This is a genomic window from Agarivorans sp. 2_MG-2023 (assembly GCF_030548085.1).
Classification (GTDB): Bacteria; Pseudomonadota; Gammaproteobacteria; order Enterobacterales; family Celerinatantimonadaceae; genus Agarivorans.
This window is the reverse complement of sequence record NZ_JAUORQ010000003.1, coordinates 1-16,855: the sequence shown is the minus strand read 5'-3', so window position 1 is coordinate 16,855 and position 16,855 is coordinate 1. Positions and strand designations below refer to the sequence as shown.

16 protein-coding genes and 2 tRNA genes are annotated in these 16,855 nt (G+C 44.1%); 17 read left to right on the top strand and 1 reads right to left on the bottom strand.

The genetic code is table 11. The annotated features are described in order from the left end of the window. Nucleotides 1–44 precede the first annotated feature (44 nt). The 10 genes from eno (at nt 45) to rpoS (ending at nt 7,798) form a co-directional block, all read left to right on the top strand. Nucleotides 45–1,343, top strand: a complete 1,299-nt coding sequence (eno, locus tag Q4549_RS05105; RefSeq protein WP_303549770.1) for a phosphopyruvate hydratase — start codon at nt 45–47, stop codon at nt 1,341–1,343. A 138-nt stretch (nt 1,344–1,481) separates the two neighbouring features. After that, nucleotides 1,482–1,766, top strand: coding sequence for a cell division protein FtsB (ftsB, locus tag Q4549_RS05100; RefSeq protein ID WP_137671610.1), 285 nt, complete (start codon nt 1,482–1,484; stop codon nt 1,764–1,766). Between the two features lie 26 nt (nt 1,767–1,792). Further along, the gene (gene ispD / locus Q4549_RS05095) at nt 1,793–2,500 is read left to right on the top strand and encodes a 2-C-methyl-D-erythritol 4-phosphate cytidylyltransferase (RefSeq protein WP_303549767.1); all 708 of its coding nucleotides are present in this window, start codon (nt 1,793–1,795) and stop codon (nt 2,498–2,500) included. A gap of 2 nt (nt 2,501–2,502) precedes the next feature. Beyond that, the gene (gene ispF, locus Q4549_RS05090; protein WP_303550570.1) at nt 2,503–2,976 is read left to right on the top strand and encodes a 2-C-methyl-D-erythritol 2,4-cyclodiphosphate synthase; all 474 of its coding nucleotides are present in this window, start codon (nt 2,503–2,505) and stop codon (nt 2,974–2,976) included. Beyond that, nucleotides 2,977–4,032 (top strand): tRNA pseudouridine(13) synthase TruD, encoded by a 1,056-nt coding sequence (truD, locus tag Q4549_RS05085; RefSeq protein ID WP_303549764.1) that lies wholly within the window; start codon nt 2,977–2,979, stop codon nt 4,030–4,032. Beyond that, the gene (gene surE / locus Q4549_RS05080) at nt 4,013–4,768 is read left to right on the top strand and encodes a 5'/3'-nucleotidase SurE (RefSeq protein ID WP_303549761.1); all 756 of its coding nucleotides are present in this window, start codon (nt 4,013–4,015) and stop codon (nt 4,766–4,768) included. Before truD ends, surE begins: the two co-directional genes overlap by 20 nt. Then, nucleotides 4,768–5,409: a protein-L-isoaspartate(D-aspartate) O-methyltransferase gene (locus Q4549_RS05075; RefSeq protein ID WP_201798666.1), complete on the top strand. Its 642-nt coding sequence runs from the start codon at nt 4,768–4,770 to the stop codon at nt 5,407–5,409. Before surE ends, Q4549_RS05075 begins: the two co-directional genes overlap by 1 nt. Then, on the top strand, nt 5,406–5,984 hold the full coding sequence (locus Q4549_RS05070) for a YqaA family protein (protein WP_303511260.1): 579 nt from the start codon (nt 5,406–5,408) through the stop codon (nt 5,982–5,984). The genes Q4549_RS05075 and Q4549_RS05070 overlap by 4 nt, the downstream gene beginning before the upstream one ends. A 4-nt stretch (nt 5,985–5,988) precedes the next feature. Then, a complete protein-coding gene (locus tag Q4549_RS05065; protein ID WP_303549759.1) occupies nt 5,989–6,792 on the top strand; it encodes a peptidoglycan DD-metalloendopeptidase family protein in 804 nt (267 codons plus the stop codon). 55 nt (nt 6,793–6,847) lie between these two features. After that, entirely contained in the window at nt 6,848–7,798 is a 951-nt protein-coding gene (rpoS, locus tag Q4549_RS05060) for an RNA polymerase sigma factor RpoS (protein WP_303511265.1), read from the top strand. A 60-nt stretch (nt 7,799–7,858) separates the two neighbouring features. Here the strand turns inward: rpoS and mutS are convergent, their stop codons facing one another. After that, complete coding sequence (gene mutS, locus Q4549_RS05055) at nt 7,859–10,435, bottom strand: DNA mismatch repair protein MutS (protein ID WP_303549756.1); 2,577 nt, start codon at nt 10,433–10,435, stop codon at nt 7,859–7,861. Nucleotides 10,436–10,604: 169 nt separating this feature from the next. Here mutS and recA point away from each other — a divergent pair, with 169 nt between their 5' ends. The 7 genes from recA to Q4549_RS05020 all read left to right on the top strand — a co-directional run bounded on the left by recA (nt 10,605) and on the right by Q4549_RS05020 (nt 16,855). After that, on the top strand, nt 10,605–11,648 hold the full coding sequence (recA, locus tag Q4549_RS05050) for a recombinase RecA (protein ID WP_303549753.1): 1,044 nt from the start codon (nt 10,605–10,607) through the stop codon (nt 11,646–11,648). Between the two features lie 32 nt (nt 11,649–11,680). Beyond that, nucleotides 11,681–12,130, top strand: a complete 450-nt coding sequence (locus Q4549_RS05045; RefSeq protein WP_303549750.1) for a regulatory protein RecX — start codon at nt 11,681–11,683, stop codon at nt 12,128–12,130. Nucleotides 12,131–12,272: 142 nt separating this feature from the next. Continuing rightward, nucleotides 12,273–14,897 carry an alanine--tRNA ligase gene (alaS, locus tag Q4549_RS05040; RefSeq protein ID WP_303549747.1) on the top strand — a complete coding sequence of 875 codons (2,625 nt, stop codon included), beginning with the start codon at nt 12,273–12,275 and terminating at the stop codon, nt 14,895–14,897. Nucleotides 14,898–14,935: 38 nt separating this feature from the next. Next, a complete protein-coding gene (locus Q4549_RS05035) occupies nt 14,936–16,150 on the top strand; it encodes an aspartate kinase (protein ID WP_137671597.1) in 1,215 nt (404 codons plus the stop codon). Nucleotides 16,151–16,256: 106 nt separating this feature from the next. After that, the gene (gene csrA, locus Q4549_RS05030; protein WP_137671596.1) at nt 16,257–16,436 is read left to right on the top strand and encodes a carbon storage regulator CsrA; all 180 of its coding nucleotides are present in this window, start codon (nt 16,257–16,259) and stop codon (nt 16,434–16,436) included. Between the two features lie 242 nt (nt 16,437–16,678). Then, nucleotides 16,679–16,771: transfer RNA gene (locus tag Q4549_RS05025), tRNA-Ser, on the top strand. An 11-nt stretch (nt 16,772–16,782) separates the two neighbouring features. Beyond that, nucleotides 16,783–16,855 (top strand) — tRNA-Arg (locus tag Q4549_RS05020).

Sequence of the window (16,855 nt, the reverse complement as noted above, 5' to 3'; positions counted from 1 at the left end):
TTTTTTAGAAAGTTAGAAGTTCATTTATATAGAGGAAATTAGTAATGTCTAATATCGTAAAAGTACTTGGTCGCGAAATCATGGATTCACGCGGTAACCCAACTGTAGAAGCTGAAGTTCATCTTGCTGATGGTTCTATCGGTATGGCTGCTGCTCCTTCAGGTGCATCAACGGGTTCTCGTGAAGCCCTAGAATTACGTGACGGCGATAAAGCTCGTTACTTAGGTAAAGGCGTATTAAAAGCAGTTGAAGCTGTAAACGGCCCAATCGCTGAAGCGCTAGCCGGTAAAGATGCGTTGGCTCAAGCTGCTCTTGACCAAATCATGATCGACCTAGATGGCACAGAAAACAAAGCTAAGTTTGGCGCAAACGCTATTCTAGCTGTATCTCTAGCTGCTGCTAAAGCTGCTGCTATTTCTAAGAAAGTACCACTATACGCTCACATTGCTGACCTAAACGGTACTTCTGGTGTTTACTCAATGCCTCTTCCAATGATGAACATCATCAACGGTGGTGAGCACGCAGATAACTCTGTAGACATCCAAGAATTTATGATTCAACCTGTTGGCGCTGCTAACTTCCGTGAAGGCCTACGTATGGGCGCTGAAGTTTTCCATAGCCTAGCTAAAGTTCTTAAAGCTGGTGGTCACTCAACTGCTGTTGGTGATGAAGGTGGTTTCGCTCCAAACCTAGAGTCTAACGAAGCGGCTCTTGCTGCAATTAAAGTTGCTGTTGCAAACGCTGGCTATGAGCTAGGTAAAGACATCACTTTAGCGATGGATTGTGCTGCATCTGAGTTTTACGACAAAGAAGCAAATATCTACGACCTTAAAGGCGAAGGTAAAAAATTCACTTCAGAAGAGTTCAACGTATTCCTACAAGAACTTACTGAACAGTACCCAATCGTTTCTATCGAAGACGGTCTTGATGAGTCTGACTGGGATGGTTTCGCACACCAAACCAAACTAATGGGTGATAAAATCCAATTAGTTGGTGACGATTTGTTCGTAACTAACACTAAGATCCTTAAGCGCGGTATCGACAACGGCATTGCTAACTCTATCCTAATTAAATTCAACCAAATCGGTTCTTTAACTGAAACTTTGGCTGCAATTAAAATGGCGAAAGACGCTGGCTTCACTGTTGTTATCTCTCACCGTTCAGGCGAGACTGAAGACGCAACTATCGCTGACCTAGCTGTTGGTACTGCTGCTGGCCAAATCAAAACAGGTTCATTGAGCCGTTCTGATCGTGTTGCTAAGTACAACCAATTGCTACGTATCGAAGAAGCTTTAGGTTCAAAAGCACCTTACAACGGTCTTAAAGAAGTTAAAGGTCAGTAATTCTTTTTGAGTTAAGCCTATAGCTTTATAAAATCCTCGCTTTGGCGGGGATTTTTTTTGCCTTGGATTTAGATAAATCATACAACGCTTATGGAGTAACAATCGGCTTTATGGGATTATCTCTGTCAGGGAGGAACCATGCGTTCGTTTAAAATTTTACTGATACTGATTGTTTTGCTTTTACAGTACCAATTATGGTTTGGCAAAAACTCATTAAATGACTATTTTGCTTTGCGTGATGAAGTGGCAAAACATGCAGTTGCTAACCAAGACCTTGGTCAACGCAATGCAGTGTTGGTTGCAGAAATCGCCGATTTGCGTAGCGGCTTAGATGCCGTGGAAGAGCAGGCGCGTAACGAACTAGGAATGATTAAAGAGGGTGAAACCTTTTACCGAATTATTCCTTCCTCAGAACTTGAATAATGGTTGACTCCGAGTATCACTAATAAATGATTTCTTCTATTAAGCAATATACTGCATTGCTACCAGCGGCAGGTATTGGTAGTCGCATGCAAGCAAGTATCCCAAAACAGTATTTGTCTTTGGGTGAGAAAACAATTCTTGAAACAACCGCTGCTGCTTTTCTCAGTCACCCTGCTATCGCGAAGGTGATTGTAGTTCTCCATCCAAATGATCGTTGGTTTAAAGACCTATCAATTGCCTGTTCTCCAAGCATTCAAACAGTTGAAGGTGGTGATGAACGAGCAGACTCTGTACTTGCAGGTCTACAAACCATTAATGATGATGAGTGGGTATTGGTACATGATGCAGCACGGCCTTGTATTACTCATCAAGACATTAGTTTACTTATCGCAAGTTGCGAGCAACATCAGCATGGCGGCATATTAGCCAGCCCAGTGCGCGATACCATGAAGCGAAGCGCTGATGGTAAAGTTGAACACACTGTGTCAAGAGAGCAACTTTGGCACGCTTTAACGCCACAAATGTTTTTGGTTCAATCGCTAAAACAAAACATCAGCAATGCTATGGCTGCTGGTGAAAAAATCACTGATGAAGCGTCTGCTATGGAATGGGCGGAACAGCCTGTGAGTATTATTGAAGGTCGTAGTGACAACATTAAAGTGACTTGCCCTGAAGATTTGGCCTTAGCCAAGTGGTATTTAAGTCAGCAACAACAAAAAGAGGTAGTAGGGTGAGTATTCGCATTGGGCACGGTTTTGATGTACATAAATTTGGTGGTCAAGGGCCTCTGGTAGTTGCTGGCGTGGCAATTCCTTATGAGCAAGGTTTTATTGCTCACTCTGATGGCGATGTTGCCTTACATGCTTTGTGTGATGCTTTGTTAGGAGCGCTAGCGTTAGGTGATATAGGACATCATTTTCCTGATAATGACCAAGCGTATGCGGGGATAGATTCCCGCATTTTGTTACGCCGAGTTGTCGAACAAATTACTCAGCGAGGTTATAAGTTAGCCAACCTCGATTTAACTATTGTTGCCCAAGCCCCAAAAATGGCACCGCACATTGAAGCAATGCGCCTCAATATTGCCGAAGATTTACATGCCAGCATTAACCAAGTGAACGTGAAAGCCACTACCACTGAAAAACTTGGTTTTGAAGGGCGTAAAGAAGGGATATCGAGTCATGCGGTTGTATTATTGGAGAGTATTTAAATGGGTGATTATTTAACGCTTATTTCGCAGCTTAACTACCTGCACGGTAAACCGAGCTGTAGTGGTTTGCTCAAGCAACACGCCATAGATTTTAAAGTTGATGAAGTGCTGCCGTTCGAGTTCAGTGGTGACGGCGAGCATATGTTGGTGAAGATTGAAAAAACTGGCGAAAACACCTCTTGGGTAGCAAAAATGCTAGCAGAAGCCTGCCAGGTAAACCCCAACGTTATTAGCTATGCAGGCCTAAAAGATCGCCATGCGGTCACCACCCAATGGTTTAGTATTCAAATACCGGGCAAGGACAATGTTGCGTTACCTGAAGAGTTAGGCGAAGGGGTTAGAGTGCTTGCAACTGCAAGGCACAACCGCAAACTTAAGCGTGGTTCTTTGTCGGGTAACAATTTTGTGATTCGCCTACGAGACGTATCGGATATTGAGCAAGCTTTAGAGCGAGCAAGCAAAGTTGCCGAATCTGGTGTACCTAACTATTTTGGGTCTCAACGATTTGGCCGTGGTGCCAGCAATATTGATAATGCTTTAAGCATGTTTGCTGGCAAACGAATTCGTAGCCGAGAAAAACGCAGCATGTATTTATCTGCCGCGCGCAGTTTGGTTTTCAATCATGCTATTAGCCAACGCATTGAGCAGCATTTGTTCACTCAGGTATTAAACGGCGATGTGATGAAATTTGCTACGAGCAATGCACACTTTGTCGCCGAACAAGCAGACCAAGACATTGTAGAACGTTATCAGCAAGGTGAAATAGAGTTGTCTGCCCCCATGGTTGGAAAGGGTAATTTAGCCAGCCAAGACAAAGCCTTAGAGTTCGAGAACTCCGTGTTAGCGACCTATCCGGAAATAGTCTCAGGTCTCGCAGAAGCTGGCTTAAAAATGGAGCGTCGCGCATTAGCTCTTCGTCCAAAAGACTTTTCATTTAAAGCTGAGGGTAATGATTTAGTGCTGAGCTTCTTTTTAAGCGCCGGCAATTACGCCACAAGTATTTTGCGTGAAATTGTTAATTGTGAAGGCGAAGGCAATGACCATATTAGTGAGTAACGATGACGGCGTATACGCGCCGGGTATTGTATGTTTGGCTCAAGCGTTAAAGCAGATTTCACCAGTATTAACTGTTGCACCCGATAGAAACTGCAGCGGCGCGAGTAACTCTTTAACTCTTGAAGATCCGCTGCGGATTGTTTATCTCGATGAACATACCATCTCAGTAAAAGGCACGCCAACCGATTGTGTTCACTTAGCGATTAATGAGTTAGTCGATGAGTTACCAGAAATAGTTGTTGCAGGGATCAACGCAGGTGCTAATTTAGGTGATGATGTACTCTATTCGGGAACCGTCGCTGCGGCCATGGAAGGGCGTAATTTAGGGCTTCCTGCTATTGCAGTGTCTTTGGTGGGGCGAGAGGGAAAACACTATGACAGCGCCACTAGCGTAACCTTAAAGTTGTTAGCGCAATTGCGCGAGCATGCGCTTCCAAGCAACCAAATTCTTAATGTGAACGTTCCTGATTTACCTTTGACAGAAATCAAAGGCTTTAAGGTAACGCGATTAGGCAGTCGTCATCGCGCGGAGGTCATGGTGAAACAACAAGATCCTAGAGGCCACGATATTTATTGGCTGGGTCCTCCGGGTGAAATGCAAGATGCCGGCGAAGGAACCGACTTTGCGGCAGTCGCCGAAGGCTACGTTTCTATCACACCATTAACGATAGATATGACAGCACACAGCTTTATTGGCAAACTAGATACTTGGATCAAGGATTGGGAGGCAAGGTAATGCAATTTGGCGAAAGCCCGAATAGTTTGAAATTGGTTAATCAACTGCGTCAACACGGAATTCAACATACCGCTGTGTTAAACGCCATCGCTAAATTGCCACGACAATATTTCATTGATGAAGCCTTAGCTCATCAAGCCTGGGATAACACAGCTCTGCCAATAGGTCAGGGGCAAACGCTATCTCAGCCTTACATTGTGGCAAAAATGACCGAAATACTGTTGCAAACTAACCCTAAGAAAGTACTAGAAATTGGTACCGGTTCAGGTTACCAAACAGCGGTATTAGCATCGCTGGTTGACCAAGTCTATTCAGTTGAACGTATTAAAACCCTGCAGTTTCAAGCTAAAAGACGCTTAAAATTGTTGGATTTACATAATGTTGCAACAAAACATGGCGATGGTTGGAAAGGCTGGTCAAGCAAAGGTCCGTTTGATGCGATCATCGTTACTGCTGCAGCTGCTGCTATACCAGAGGCGCTTGTTGCGCAGTTAAGTGTTGGCGGCCGAATGATTATTCCGGTGGGTGAGCAACAGCAACAACAAACACTTGTCCAAATCGAAAAACAAGCACAAGGTTTTACTCAACACAATTTAGAGCCTGTGCGTTTTGTTCCTTTAATTAATGGTGAATTAGCGTGAAAATTTTTAGTGCCTTATACGACAAAGTGATGACTTGGTCTGAGCATCGCCATGCCGTTCGATATTTGTCGGGCATGAGTTTTATCGAATCTATTTTTTGGCCGATCCCTGTTGACGTAATGTTAGCGCCCATGGCTTTATCACGTCCAAACAGAGCCTGGCGTTTTGCTATGCTGGCCACTATTTTCTCGGTACTCGGTGCTGCCTTAGGTTATGCGCTCGGCCAGTTTTTTTATGAGCCAGTGGTAGAGCCACTGATTCAGTCGGTAGGTTATCAACACAAAATGGATGTTGCATTTGAATGGTTTGAAAAGTGGGGCGTATTGGTTATTTTTGTCGCCAGCTTTACGCCAGTGCCTTATAAAGTGTTTACCTTGACTGCAGGCATTCTAAACATGGCATTTATTCCTTTCATTCTGATTTCTTTGGTCGGTAGAGGATTACGCTTTTACTTGGTTGCTGGTTTAATGAAGTGGGGCGGCGCCAAAATGGAAGCTCAATTACGTAAGTATGTTGAAATTCTTGGTTGGGCAGTTGTTGTGTTAGCAGTAGTGGCTTATTTGCTACTGCGTTAACTGAATGGTTTATCTGCGTTATGTTTGCCTCATATTAGCCATTAGCTTACTGCAGGGATGTAGTCGAGAAGGTGGTCCTGCGCCAGTAACCGATGCTGGTGTGTATAACGCAGATACACGCGGCGTGTTAAACAGCTCGCAGTATAAAGTTAAAAAAGGCGAGACTTTATACTCTATTGCATGGCGAGCTGGGCTGGACCCCAAACAATTAGCAAAAAGAAATAATATTCCAGCTCCTTACACAATTTATGTCGGTCAAACTATTAATTTGAAAGCTAGCAGTGTTAAAACCAGCAAAGCTAAAACGAATAAGCATAAAACTGTGAAGCCGCAAGTTAAAGATGTTAAGAAATCGTCAAAAAAACTTGAATCAACGTCAACAAAGGCATACGCTAAAAACTCGCCTAAGGTTGTAGTAAGCAGCCAAACAGGGCCAGTTAAAGGCTGGGTTTGGCCAACAAAAGGCAGAATTATCAAAGGTTTCTCTAATAAAGAGAATGGCAATAAAGGCCTTGATATTCGCGGCAGCCAAGGGCAGAAAATTGTAGCTTCAGCACCGGGTCGAGTGGTGTACGCGGGCAGCGCGTTAAGAGGTTACGGAAAACTTATAATAATAAAGCATAATGACGATTACTTAAGTGCTTATGCACATAACAGTCGTTTACGTGTAAAAGAAAAACAGCAAGTAGTAGTAGGGCAACATATCGCCGATATGGGCGATACAGGAACAACCGATACGCGATTACATTTTGAAATCCGTTTCAAAGGAAAGTCAGTAGATCCAAAGAAATATCTACCGGCACTCTAGCCTAGATTGCACATAATAATAACAGCAATCAGGTCTTGTTCAGGGAGGTTATGCTATGACCCAAGTAAAAACTGCTGTAAAACTAAAAAGTGTTTCAACTGGCGATGCTAAAAGCGCAAAGGTTGACAAAAAAGCTAACAAAGACGACATCATGCAAGCCGATGTTTCCAAGAGTTTAGATGCTACTCAGCTCTATCTTGGCGAAATTGGTTTCTCACCTTTACTTACCGCAGAAGAAGAAGTTCTGTACGCCCGACGTGCCCTTAGAGGTGACGAAGCCGCGCGTAAAAGAATGATTGAAAGTAATCTGCGCTTAGTAGTTAAAATAGCACGACGATATAACAACCGCGGCTTGGCTCTGCTGGATTTAATCGAGGAAGGGAACCTTGGTCTGATTCGCGCAGTAGAAAAGTTCGATCCAGAACGTGGTTTCCGCTTTTCAACTTATGCTACTTGGTGGATCCGCCAAACTATCGAACGAGCGATTATGAATCAGACTCGTACAATTCGTTTGCCTATTCATGTGGTTAAAGAGTTGAATGTGTATCTTCGTACTGCACGGGAACTGGCTCATCGACTAGACCACGAACCTACTGCAGAAGAAATTGCAGAAACACTGGACCGTCCAGTAGAAGATGTGACTAAAATGCTTCGTTTAAACGAGCGCATTAGCTCAGTTGATACCCCGATTGGTGGTGATAACGATAAAGCATTATTAGACATTATCTCTGATGAAAACGATCACGGCCCAGAACACAAAACCCAAGATGATGATATGAAAAATAGCATTGTCGGTTGGTTAGGCGAGCTTAATAGCAAACAGCGCGAAGTATTAGCACGCCGCTTTGGGTTGTTAGGTTACGAAGCCTCTACCTTGGAAGATGTGGGCAGAGAAATTGGTTTAACTCGCGAGCGAGTAAGGCAAATTCAAGTGGAAGCATTACGCCGCTTACGTGACATACTGTCGCTGCAAAATCTATCTATAGACTCACTATTTAAAGTCTAGTGATGTCATCAAATAAAAAAGGAAGCTTAGGCTTCCTTTTTTATTTTTCGTTTGGTGCTGTTAACTATTTGCTTGCTGCTTTAAATTAAACAATAAATCTAATGCCGCTCGTGGCGACAATTCATTTGGGTCCAAATTACGCAGTTGATCTAGTATCGGGTGTTCTTCAACACTGCCTAAGTCCATGCTTAATTGAGCTGCTAAGTCACTTTCTGGAATGCTTGGGGTATCTACCGGTGCAGGGTTAGCCGCTTCTAACTGTTTTAACTTACGTTTAGCTTGTGAAATTACAGCCTTAGGAATTCCAGCTAATGCAGCAACTTGTAAGCCGTAACTTTTACTGGCAGCCCCTTCCTGAACCTGGTGCATAAAGGCGATTGTATCTTGATGCTCCACGGCATCTAAATGCACATTAGCCACACCGTCTAGGATTTCTGGCAATTGGGTTAACTCAAAATAGTGAGTAGCAAATAGTGTTTGCGACTCTATTTTACTTAGGGCTTGTGCTACCGCCCAAGCCAAAGACATACCATCATAGGTACTGGTTCCACGGCCAATTTCGTCCATCAATACCAAACTGTTGGTTGTGGCATTATGCAAAATATTGGCGGTTTCAGTCATTTCCACCATGAAGGTAGAGCGGCCACTGGCTAAATCATCTGACGCGCCAATACGAGTGAAAATCTTATCGATGGGGCCTAGCGTTGCGCTTTCTGCTGGCACAAAACTTCCCATGTAAGCCATCAAACATATCAGTGCGGTTTGGCGCATATAGGTAGATTTACCGCCCATATTTGGACCTGTTACAATCAGCAGTCTGCGCTTTTCTGCAAGCGTTACAGGGTTCGCAATAAACGGAGTATCGTTTACGTGTTCAACCACTGGGTGTCGGCCACCCTCAATACTAATTCCTGATTGTTCACTAAAGTGAGGGCGTACACAGTTTAGGCTTTCCGCTCGCTCGGCTAAACAACACAGTACATCAAGCTGAGCAATTGCTTGAGCGCTACGCTGCATATTGCTCAAACTTGGCATGAGCAAATCTAACAGTTCCTCATATAGCCGCTTTTCTAATGCCAAAGCTTTACCTTGGCTAGAGAGCACTTTTTCCTCGTGTTCTTTAAGTTCCGCGATAATGTAGCGTTCCATATTCTTTAGCGTCTGCCTGCGAATATAGTGCTCAGGTACTTGTTCGGAATAAAGGCGGCTTACCTCAATGTAAAAACCGTGTACTTTGTTATACCCAATCTTTAGGTTGGCGATCCCAGTTTGTTCGCGTTCCCGTTGTTCTATGTCTTTTAAGAACTGAGTAGCTCCCTCGCTTAGGTCTCGCCACTCGTCCAACTCTTGATGGTAAGCTGGTGCAATCACTCCGCCATCCCTAATGAGCACAGGAGGGTTATCAATTATTGCCCGCTCTAATAAGGCTAAGGTATCGGGAAACTCACCAATATTTTTAGCTATTGGCGCTAGCGCTTGTGTAGAACTTAAATAAGATTGCAGTTCTGGTAGTAAACTAAAGGCGTTACGCAACCTCGCTAAATCACGCGGTCGGGCAGAGCGAAGGGCTAAGCGGGCCAATATTCGCTCTATATCGCCAATCGACTTAAGCACAGTTTGCACTAGAGGATAAAGGTCGGTTTCTAGTATTTCAGCAATGCAATCTTGGCGCGCACTCACTTGTTGCTGGTTGCTTAAAGGCTGGTGTAACCAGCGATTTAGCAAGCGGCTTCCCATGGCAGTGGAGCTGCGGTCTAATATTGAACTTAGGGTGTTTTCGTAGCCGCCAGCAAGGTTACGGGTTAACTCGAGGTTTTTACGGCTTGTGGCATCAAGTTGAATAAACTGATTTTGGCTCTCAACGATAATTGCATTGATATGCGGTAGGGCAGTGCGTTGGGTATCTTGAACATACTGCATTAAACAACCCGCTGCTGAAAGGGCTAGCGGGTATTCACTTACCCCAAAACCATCTAAGTGCCGAGTACCGAACTGCTGATTTAACACTTTTTGTGCGGTAGCTAAATCGTATTCCCATTCTCCACGGCGGCGTAAACCTTTGTATGCTTGCAGCTCCGAGTAAAACTCGAAGTCATCAGGGTAGAGCAGTTCTGCAGGGTTTAAGCGTTGTAATTCGGCTTGTAGCTGTTGTTCACCGGTAAATTGATTAATTACGAATCGGCCACTGGCAATATCTAAATAAGCAAGACCAATTTGTTGTTGCTGGTTTATCACGCTGACTAACAAGTTATCTTGCTTCTCTTCCAGTAAGGCTTCGTCGCTCACCGTGCCTGGTGTGATAATTCTAACAACTTTTCTTTCCACCGGCCCTTTACTAGTAGCCGGGTCGCCAATCTGTTCGCAAATAGCGACTGATTCACCTAATTGAACCAAGCGCGATAAATAGTTTTCTGCAGCGTGGTAGGGAATGCCTGCCATTGGGATAGGTGTGCCAGCAGACTGGCCACGTTTTGTTAAGGAAATATCCATTAACTCAGATGCGCGTTTGGCATCGTCGTAAAACAATTCGTAAAAATCGCCCATTCTATAGAACAATAAAATCTCGGGATGTTGAGCCTTTAACGTTAAGTATTGGCGCATCATAGGAGTGTGTTTTTCTAGATTTGTCTCAGTCATGGGGCTTATCGAACTACTCGGTTAATGGCTAAACGAAGCAGCAAGGATAAAAGCTGTCAGCCGAATAGGCAAAACTCTTTTATGAATTTTCTGGAATAAACTTGATACTGTATGAATACCCAGTATACTACTGGTCATTAAGATAGTTAAAAGCACCTACGAGGGCGATATGGATCAGAACAAACAAAAGGCATTAGCTGCGGCCCTAGGCCAAATTGAAAAACAATTTGGTAAAGGCTCAATCATGAAGCTTGGTGACAACCGTACCATGGATATCGAAACCATTTCTACAGGTTCTTTATCCGTTGATATTGCCTTAGGCGCTGGCGGTTTGCCAATGGGTCGTGTGATAGAAATCTATGGTCCTGAAAGTTCTGGTAAAACTACTCTTACCTTAGAAGCCATTGCTCAAGCTCAAAAAGTAGGCAAGGTATGTGCGTTTGTTGATGCTGAACATGCCCTAGACCCTATTTATGCCAAAAAGCTTGGTGTAGATGTAGACAACTTATTAGTATCTCAACCTGATACTGGTGAGCAAGCCCTAGAGATTACCGATATGCTAGCGCGCTCTGGTGCCGTTGACATGATTGTAATTGACTCGGTAGCAGCTTTAACCCCTAAAGCTGAAATTGAAGGTGACATGGGTGATAGCCACGTTGGCCTGCAGGCACGTTTAATGTCGCAAGCATTACGTAAGTTAACTGGTACGCTTAAGCAAACCAACTGTATGTGTATTTTCATTAACCAAATCCGTATGAAAATTGGTGTAATGTTTGGTAATCCAGAAACTACATCTGGCGGTAATGCACTGAAGTTTTACGCATCTGTACGTTTGGATATTCGTCGCATCGGCGCTGTGAAAAGTGGCGATGAGATCGTTGGTAACGAAACTCGCGTTAAAGTGGTTAAAAATAAAATCGCTGCACCATTTAAACAAGCCGAGTTCCAAATCATGTACGGTGAAGGTTTTAACCGTTACGGCGAGTTAGTTGATTTGGGCGTAAAAGAAAAATTGGTCGATAAAGCTGGTGCTTGGTTCTCTTACAAAGGGAACAAAATCGGTCAAGGTAAGGCGAATGCTTCAAATTACTTGAAGGAGCACCCAGAAGTTGCTCAAGAGATTGAAATGACGATTCGTAACAACCTGCTTAACAACACCGAAGTTGTTGAAGAAGATACAGCCGCTGAAACTCCGGCTGATCAAGAAGCATAAATTGATTAGGAGCCGAAAGGCTCCTTTTTATTATGACCAATCGTAGCGCACTTCACACCACCATCGATCTGCTCTCAAGGCGTTCATATAGTCAGCAGCAATTGTCGCAGAAATTGCGACAAAAGGACTACCAAGAAGCTGAAATTGCAGATGCGATTAACTATGCCATTGAAAATGCTTGGCTTAACGATCGTAACTACGCTAGTTCTTTAACTCGCGCTAGATTAGCTCGAGGTTACGGGCGTAATTACATAAAACAATACCTGCAAAGCAAAGGCATCAATAGCGACTTAGCTAATCAGGTCCTGGCTGATCCTGAATGGGATTGGTATCAAAGCTTAACCTTATGTTTTGAGCGAAAGTTTAAACAAGGTCTCCCTTCTGACCGCATACTTAAGCAAAAATGTACTGCATATTTATACCGCCGCGGTTTTGACTTTGAGTTAATCAATACGCTATTTAGCGAACTACAACAGCAATAAGCCCTCAACACTTTGCCTGCATGGGTCTGCGTGATATATTGTCGCGATTAATTACGGTTTCACCTATTTTAGCGCTTATCGACGAGTAACCCCGAGTTTTACCACGATGTCGAGTTGCTACAAACCCCCAGGAAATAGATTCATGAAGATGACTTCAGCTGAAGTAAGAAATGCATTTTTAAGCTTCTTTAACAGCAAAAATCACCAAATAGTTGCCAGTAGTTCGTTAGTTCCTCACGACGATCCCACCTTACTGTTTACCAATGCGGGTATGAATCAATTTAAAGATGTATTTCTAGGCATTGATAAGCGTAACTATTCACGAGCTACGACCTCTCAACGTTGTGTACGTGCCGGTGGTAAACATAACGATTTAGAAAATGTTGGCTATACCGCACGTCACCATACATTCTTTGAAATGCTAGGTAACTTTAGCTTTGGGGATTACTTCAAAGAAGAAGCTATTGGCTACGCTTGGGAATTCTTAACTGATGTGGTCAAGTTACCTAAAGAAAAGTTGTTGGTTACGGTTTACCAAACCGATGACGAAGCGTTTGATTTATGGGCCAACAAAATCGGTGTGCCTAAAGACCGTATTATTCGTATCGGTGATAAATCTCCAGAGAAGAAGTTTGAGTCAGATAACTTTTGGCAAATGGGTGACACTGGACCGTGCGGTCCATGTACCGAGATATTCTACGACCACGGCGAACACATTTGGGGCGGACCTCCAGGAACGCCTGAAGAAGATGGCGATCGTTTCATCGAAATCTGGAACGTTGTATTCATGCAATTCAATCGTCAAGCAGACGGTAGCATGGAGCCACTGCCTAACCCGTCAGTAGATACTGGTATGGGTCTAGAGCGTATTGCTGCCATTTTGCAGGGCGTGCACTCAAACTACGAAATCGATATTTTTCAGAATCTAATTGCTGCCGCGGCCAACATTATTGGTACCAGCGATTTGGAAAACAAATCACTGCGAGTAATCGCAGACCATATTCGCTCTTGTGGCTTCCTCATTGCTGATGGTGTTATGCCCGCCAACGAAGGTCGTGGTTACGTACTACGCCGGATCATCCGTCGCGCTGTTCGCCATGGCAATAAATTAGGTGCAACAGAAGGTTTCTTCTACAAACTATTACCAGCCCTAATCGCTGAAATGGGCGAGGCTTATCCTGAGCTTAGTACTCAACAACCAGTTATTGAGCGCGTTCTTAAGCTTGAAGAAGAGCAATTTGCAAAAACATTAGACCGCGGTTTAATGATTCTTGACGAAGCCTTAAATGAGCTCGAAGGTTCGGTAATTCCTGGCGACTTGGTATTTAAGCTTTATGATACTTACGGCTTTCCTGCTGACTTAACAGCAGATATCGCGCGCGAGCGTGAACTGAGTGTTGATGAAGCTGAGTTTGAAGCTGCAATGCGCGCACAGCGAGAACGTGCCAAGCAGGCTAGCAATTTTGGCACTGACTACAACGATAACTTAATTATTGATAGCGAAACTGAGTTTTTGGGTTACCAACACTTAGAGGCTGAAGTTAAAATCGTTGAGATGTTTAAAGACGGTGAAGCTGAATCAACCGTTAGCAGTGGAGAGCAAGCGATTATTGTTCTCGATAAAACGCCTTTTTATGCAGAATCGGGTGGCCAAGCTGGTGACGCTGGCGAACTGATGTATGAAGGCGGCAGCTTTGTGGTGCAAGATACCATTAAAGTAGGCAAAGCTTTTGTGCATAAAGGTTATGTACAAGGCGGTGACTTATGTTTACAAAAAGTCGTTAAGGCTAAAGTAGATTCTCGCCGACGTTGGAACACGGCGTTAAACCACTCGGTCACGCACATATTACATGCTGCTTTACGCCAAACCTTAGGCGAACATGTTACTCAGAAAGGTTCTCTGGTAGAGGCCCAGCGCTTACGCTTTGACTTCTCTCATTTCGAAGCTGTTTCGATGAAATCAATCCGCCAAATTGAGCATTTAGTTAACCAGCAAATTCGCCGTAATTTACCGGTAATAACTAAAGTTATGAACCTTGACCAGGCTAAAGACGCTGGGGCTATGGCTTTGTTTGGCGAGAAGTACGATGACGATGTTCGTGTTGTTAGCATGGGCGATTTCTCTACAGAGCTTTGTGGCGGAACCCACGTTAACCATACCGGTGACATAGGCTTCTTCAAAATTACCAGCGAAGCTGGTATTGCAGCGGGCGTTCGCCGTATTGAAGCGGTAACGGGACAGTTCGCAATAGACCTAATACACCGTATTGCTGAAGAAATGGAAAAAGCAGCCAACTTAGTGAAAGGCGACCAGTTCAGCATTGGCGAAAAAGTGATGCAGTTAGTTGACCGCAATAAGATGCTTGAAAAAGACGTTGCTCAACTAAAAGCTAAACTAGCAAGCGCCGCCAGTAATGATGCCGCAGATCAAATACAAACTATTAACGGTGTGAAAGTATTAATTGCCTTCTTAGATGGCGTTGAAGGTAAAGCCTTACGCAGTAGCGTAGATGAGCTAAAAGTGAAACTTGAGAGTGGCGTGATTTTATTAGCCACAGTAAACGATGGAAAAGTAAGCCTAGTTGCAGGTGTGACTAAAGATTTAACCTCTCGTGTTAAAGCTGGTGAAATGGTGAACATTGCAGCCCAATGTGTTGGGGGTAAAGGTGGTGGTCGCCCAGATATGGCGCAAGCAGGCGGCTCTAATCCAGATGGATTACAAACTGCACTTGAGAAAGTGAAAGAGTGGTTAAACGAGCAGCTGTAATCAACTAGGCATTAAGTGTTAAAGAAAAAGGAAAGCAAGTGGCACTAATTGTTCAAAAATATGGTGGTACCTCGGTAGGCACGCTTGAGCGTATTCAAGCGGTTGCTGACCGAGTTATTCGCAGTAAAGCAGCCGGCGATGATGTGGTTGTGGTTCTTTCAGCAATGTCTGGTGAAACCAACCGTTTATTGGGTCTTGCCAATGAAATAGACGAAAATGCCGCCGAACGCGAAAAAGATGTACTGGTATCGACGGGAGAGCAGGTCACTATTGCTTTACTTAGTATTGCCTTGCAGAAGAAAGGTTGCGATGCAGTATCGATGACAGGCGATCAAATTCGCATGCATACAGACAACGCCCACGGTAAAGCGCGTATCACTAGTATTGACGATCACAACATTCAAGCACATTTGCAGCAGAATAAAGTGGTGGTTATTGCAGGCTTTCAAGGGCGCAGTCCAGAGAACCACATAACAACGCTTGGTCGAGGTGGTTCCGATACCACCGCAGTAGCGATTGCTGCGGCCTTAAAAGCCGATGAGTGCCAAATCTATACAGATGTAGATGGCGTTTATACCACTGACCCACGGGTTGAGCCTAAAGCGCGCCGCCTTGAAAGCATTACTTTTGAAGAAATGCTCGAAATGGCGAGCCTTGGCGCTAAGGTTTTGCAAATCCGCGCAGTTGAGTTTGCTGGCAAGTACAATGTGCCGCTACGTGTTTTATCTAGTTTCACTGAAGGTAACGGTACCTTAATCAGTTATGAGGGAAATAAAATGGAGTCACCCGTAATTTCAGGCATTGCGTTTAACCGCGATGAAGCAAGCTTAACAATTTTGGGTGTGCCAGATAAACCTTCTGTAGCAGCGTCTATTTTAGCCCCAATTGGTGATGCTAATATCGACGTGGATATGATCATCCAAAACTCTATGGGCGACAATACTGCCGACTTTACCTTTACTGTTCACCGTAACGATTACAAGCGAGCTAAAGAGCTGCTAGAGGACACCTCTAACAAGTTGGGCGCGCGTGAAGTTCAAGGTAAAGATTCACTGGCGAAAATTTCTATCGTTGGGGTAGGGATGATGAATCACCCTGGCGTAGCGAAAACAATGTTCGAAACTTTGGGTGATGAGGGGATAAATATGCAACTAATCTCGACTTCTGAAATCAAAGTATCGGTGGTAGTGGACGAAAAGTATTTAGAGTTGGCTGTGCGTGCATTGCATAGTGCATACAACCTAGAGCAATAATGATGACTCTTTGGCTTAAACAAGCTAGTCTATACGCTAATAGCAGAAAAATAATAGCTTTGATAAGTCGCTAAAGAACAAGAAAACGAATTTAAGGAGATAATGAATGCTAATTTTGACTCGCCGTGTAGGCGAAACGTTGATGATTGGGGATGAAGTAACAGTTACTGTATTGGGCGTGAAAGGAAACCAAGTACGTATCGGTGTGAACGCTCCTAAAGAAGTATCTGTGCACCGTGAAGAGATTTACATGCGCATTCAAGCCGAGAAAAACGCCAGCGCCTAAGCGCACGTTTTATCGCCATGATTTGACTATAGGAAGCCTCTGGCTTCCTTTTATTTTTTAGGGCTTTGCTCAAGCTATTTTGATGTTGGGTAATCTATAGTGTTTGCAGTCTCCGCTTAGCTTTTAAGCTGTTAGCTAACAAAAAGGCAGCGAACTGTTCGAAAGCTGAACGAACAAGAGAAAAGTGGTAAAAAAGGTTTGACTATATTTTTGGAAGCAGTAATATCTGCATCCGAAATCGCGGTGAGGTGGCCGAGTGGCCGAAGGCGCTCCCCTGCTAAGGGAGTATAGGGTTTGTAGCCCTATCGAGGGTTCGAATCCCTCCCTCACCGCCATCGATTTCAACGCGCGTGTAGCTCAGCTGGATAGAGTACCTGGCTACGAACCAGGCGGTCGGAGGTTCGAATCCTTCCACGCGC

Excerpts from the sequence above, each read along its gene's own strand:
- surE (WP_303549761.1), top strand. The coding sequence starts at position 4,013 with ATGACCATATTAGTGAGTAACGATGACGGCGTATACGCGCCGGGTATT.
- Q4549_RS05065 (WP_303549759.1), top strand. The coding sequence starts at position 5,989 with ATGGTTTATCTGCGTTATGTTTGCCTCATATTAGCCATTAGCTTACTG.
- rpoS (WP_303511265.1), top strand. The coding sequence starts at position 6,848 with ATGACCCAAGTAAAAACTGCTGTAAAACTAAAAAGTGTTTCAACTGGC.
- Q4549_RS05075 (WP_201798666.1), top strand. The coding sequence starts at position 4,768 with ATGCAATTTGGCGAAAGCCCGAATAGTTTGAAATTGGTTAATCAACTG.
- alaS (WP_303549747.1), top strand. The coding sequence starts at position 12,273 with ATGAAGATGACTTCAGCTGAAGTAAGAAATGCATTTTTAAGCTTCTTT.
- Q4549_RS05045 (WP_303549750.1), top strand. The coding sequence starts at position 11,681 with ATGACCAATCGTAGCGCACTTCACACCACCATCGATCTGCTCTCAAGG.
- ftsB (WP_137671610.1), top strand. The coding sequence starts at position 1,482 with ATGCGTTCGTTTAAAATTTTACTGATACTGATTGTTTTGCTTTTACAG.
- truD (WP_303549764.1), top strand. The coding sequence starts at position 2,977 with ATGGGTGATTATTTAACGCTTATTTCGCAGCTTAACTACCTGCACGGT.
- eno (WP_303549770.1), top strand. The coding sequence starts at position 45 with ATGTCTAATATCGTAAAAGTACTTGGTCGCGAAATCATGGATTCACGC.
- csrA (WP_137671596.1), top strand. The coding sequence starts at position 16,257 with ATGCTAATTTTGACTCGCCGTGTAGGCGAAACGTTGATGATTGGGGAT.
- mutS (WP_303549756.1), bottom strand. The coding sequence starts at position 10,435 with ATGACTGAGACAAATCTAGAAAAACACACTCCTATGATGCGCCAATAC.
- recA (WP_303549753.1), top strand. The coding sequence starts at position 10,605 with ATGGATCAGAACAAACAAAAGGCATTAGCTGCGGCCCTAGGCCAAATT.
- ispD (WP_303549767.1), top strand. The coding sequence starts at position 1,793 with ATGATTTCTTCTATTAAGCAATATACTGCATTGCTACCAGCGGCAGGT.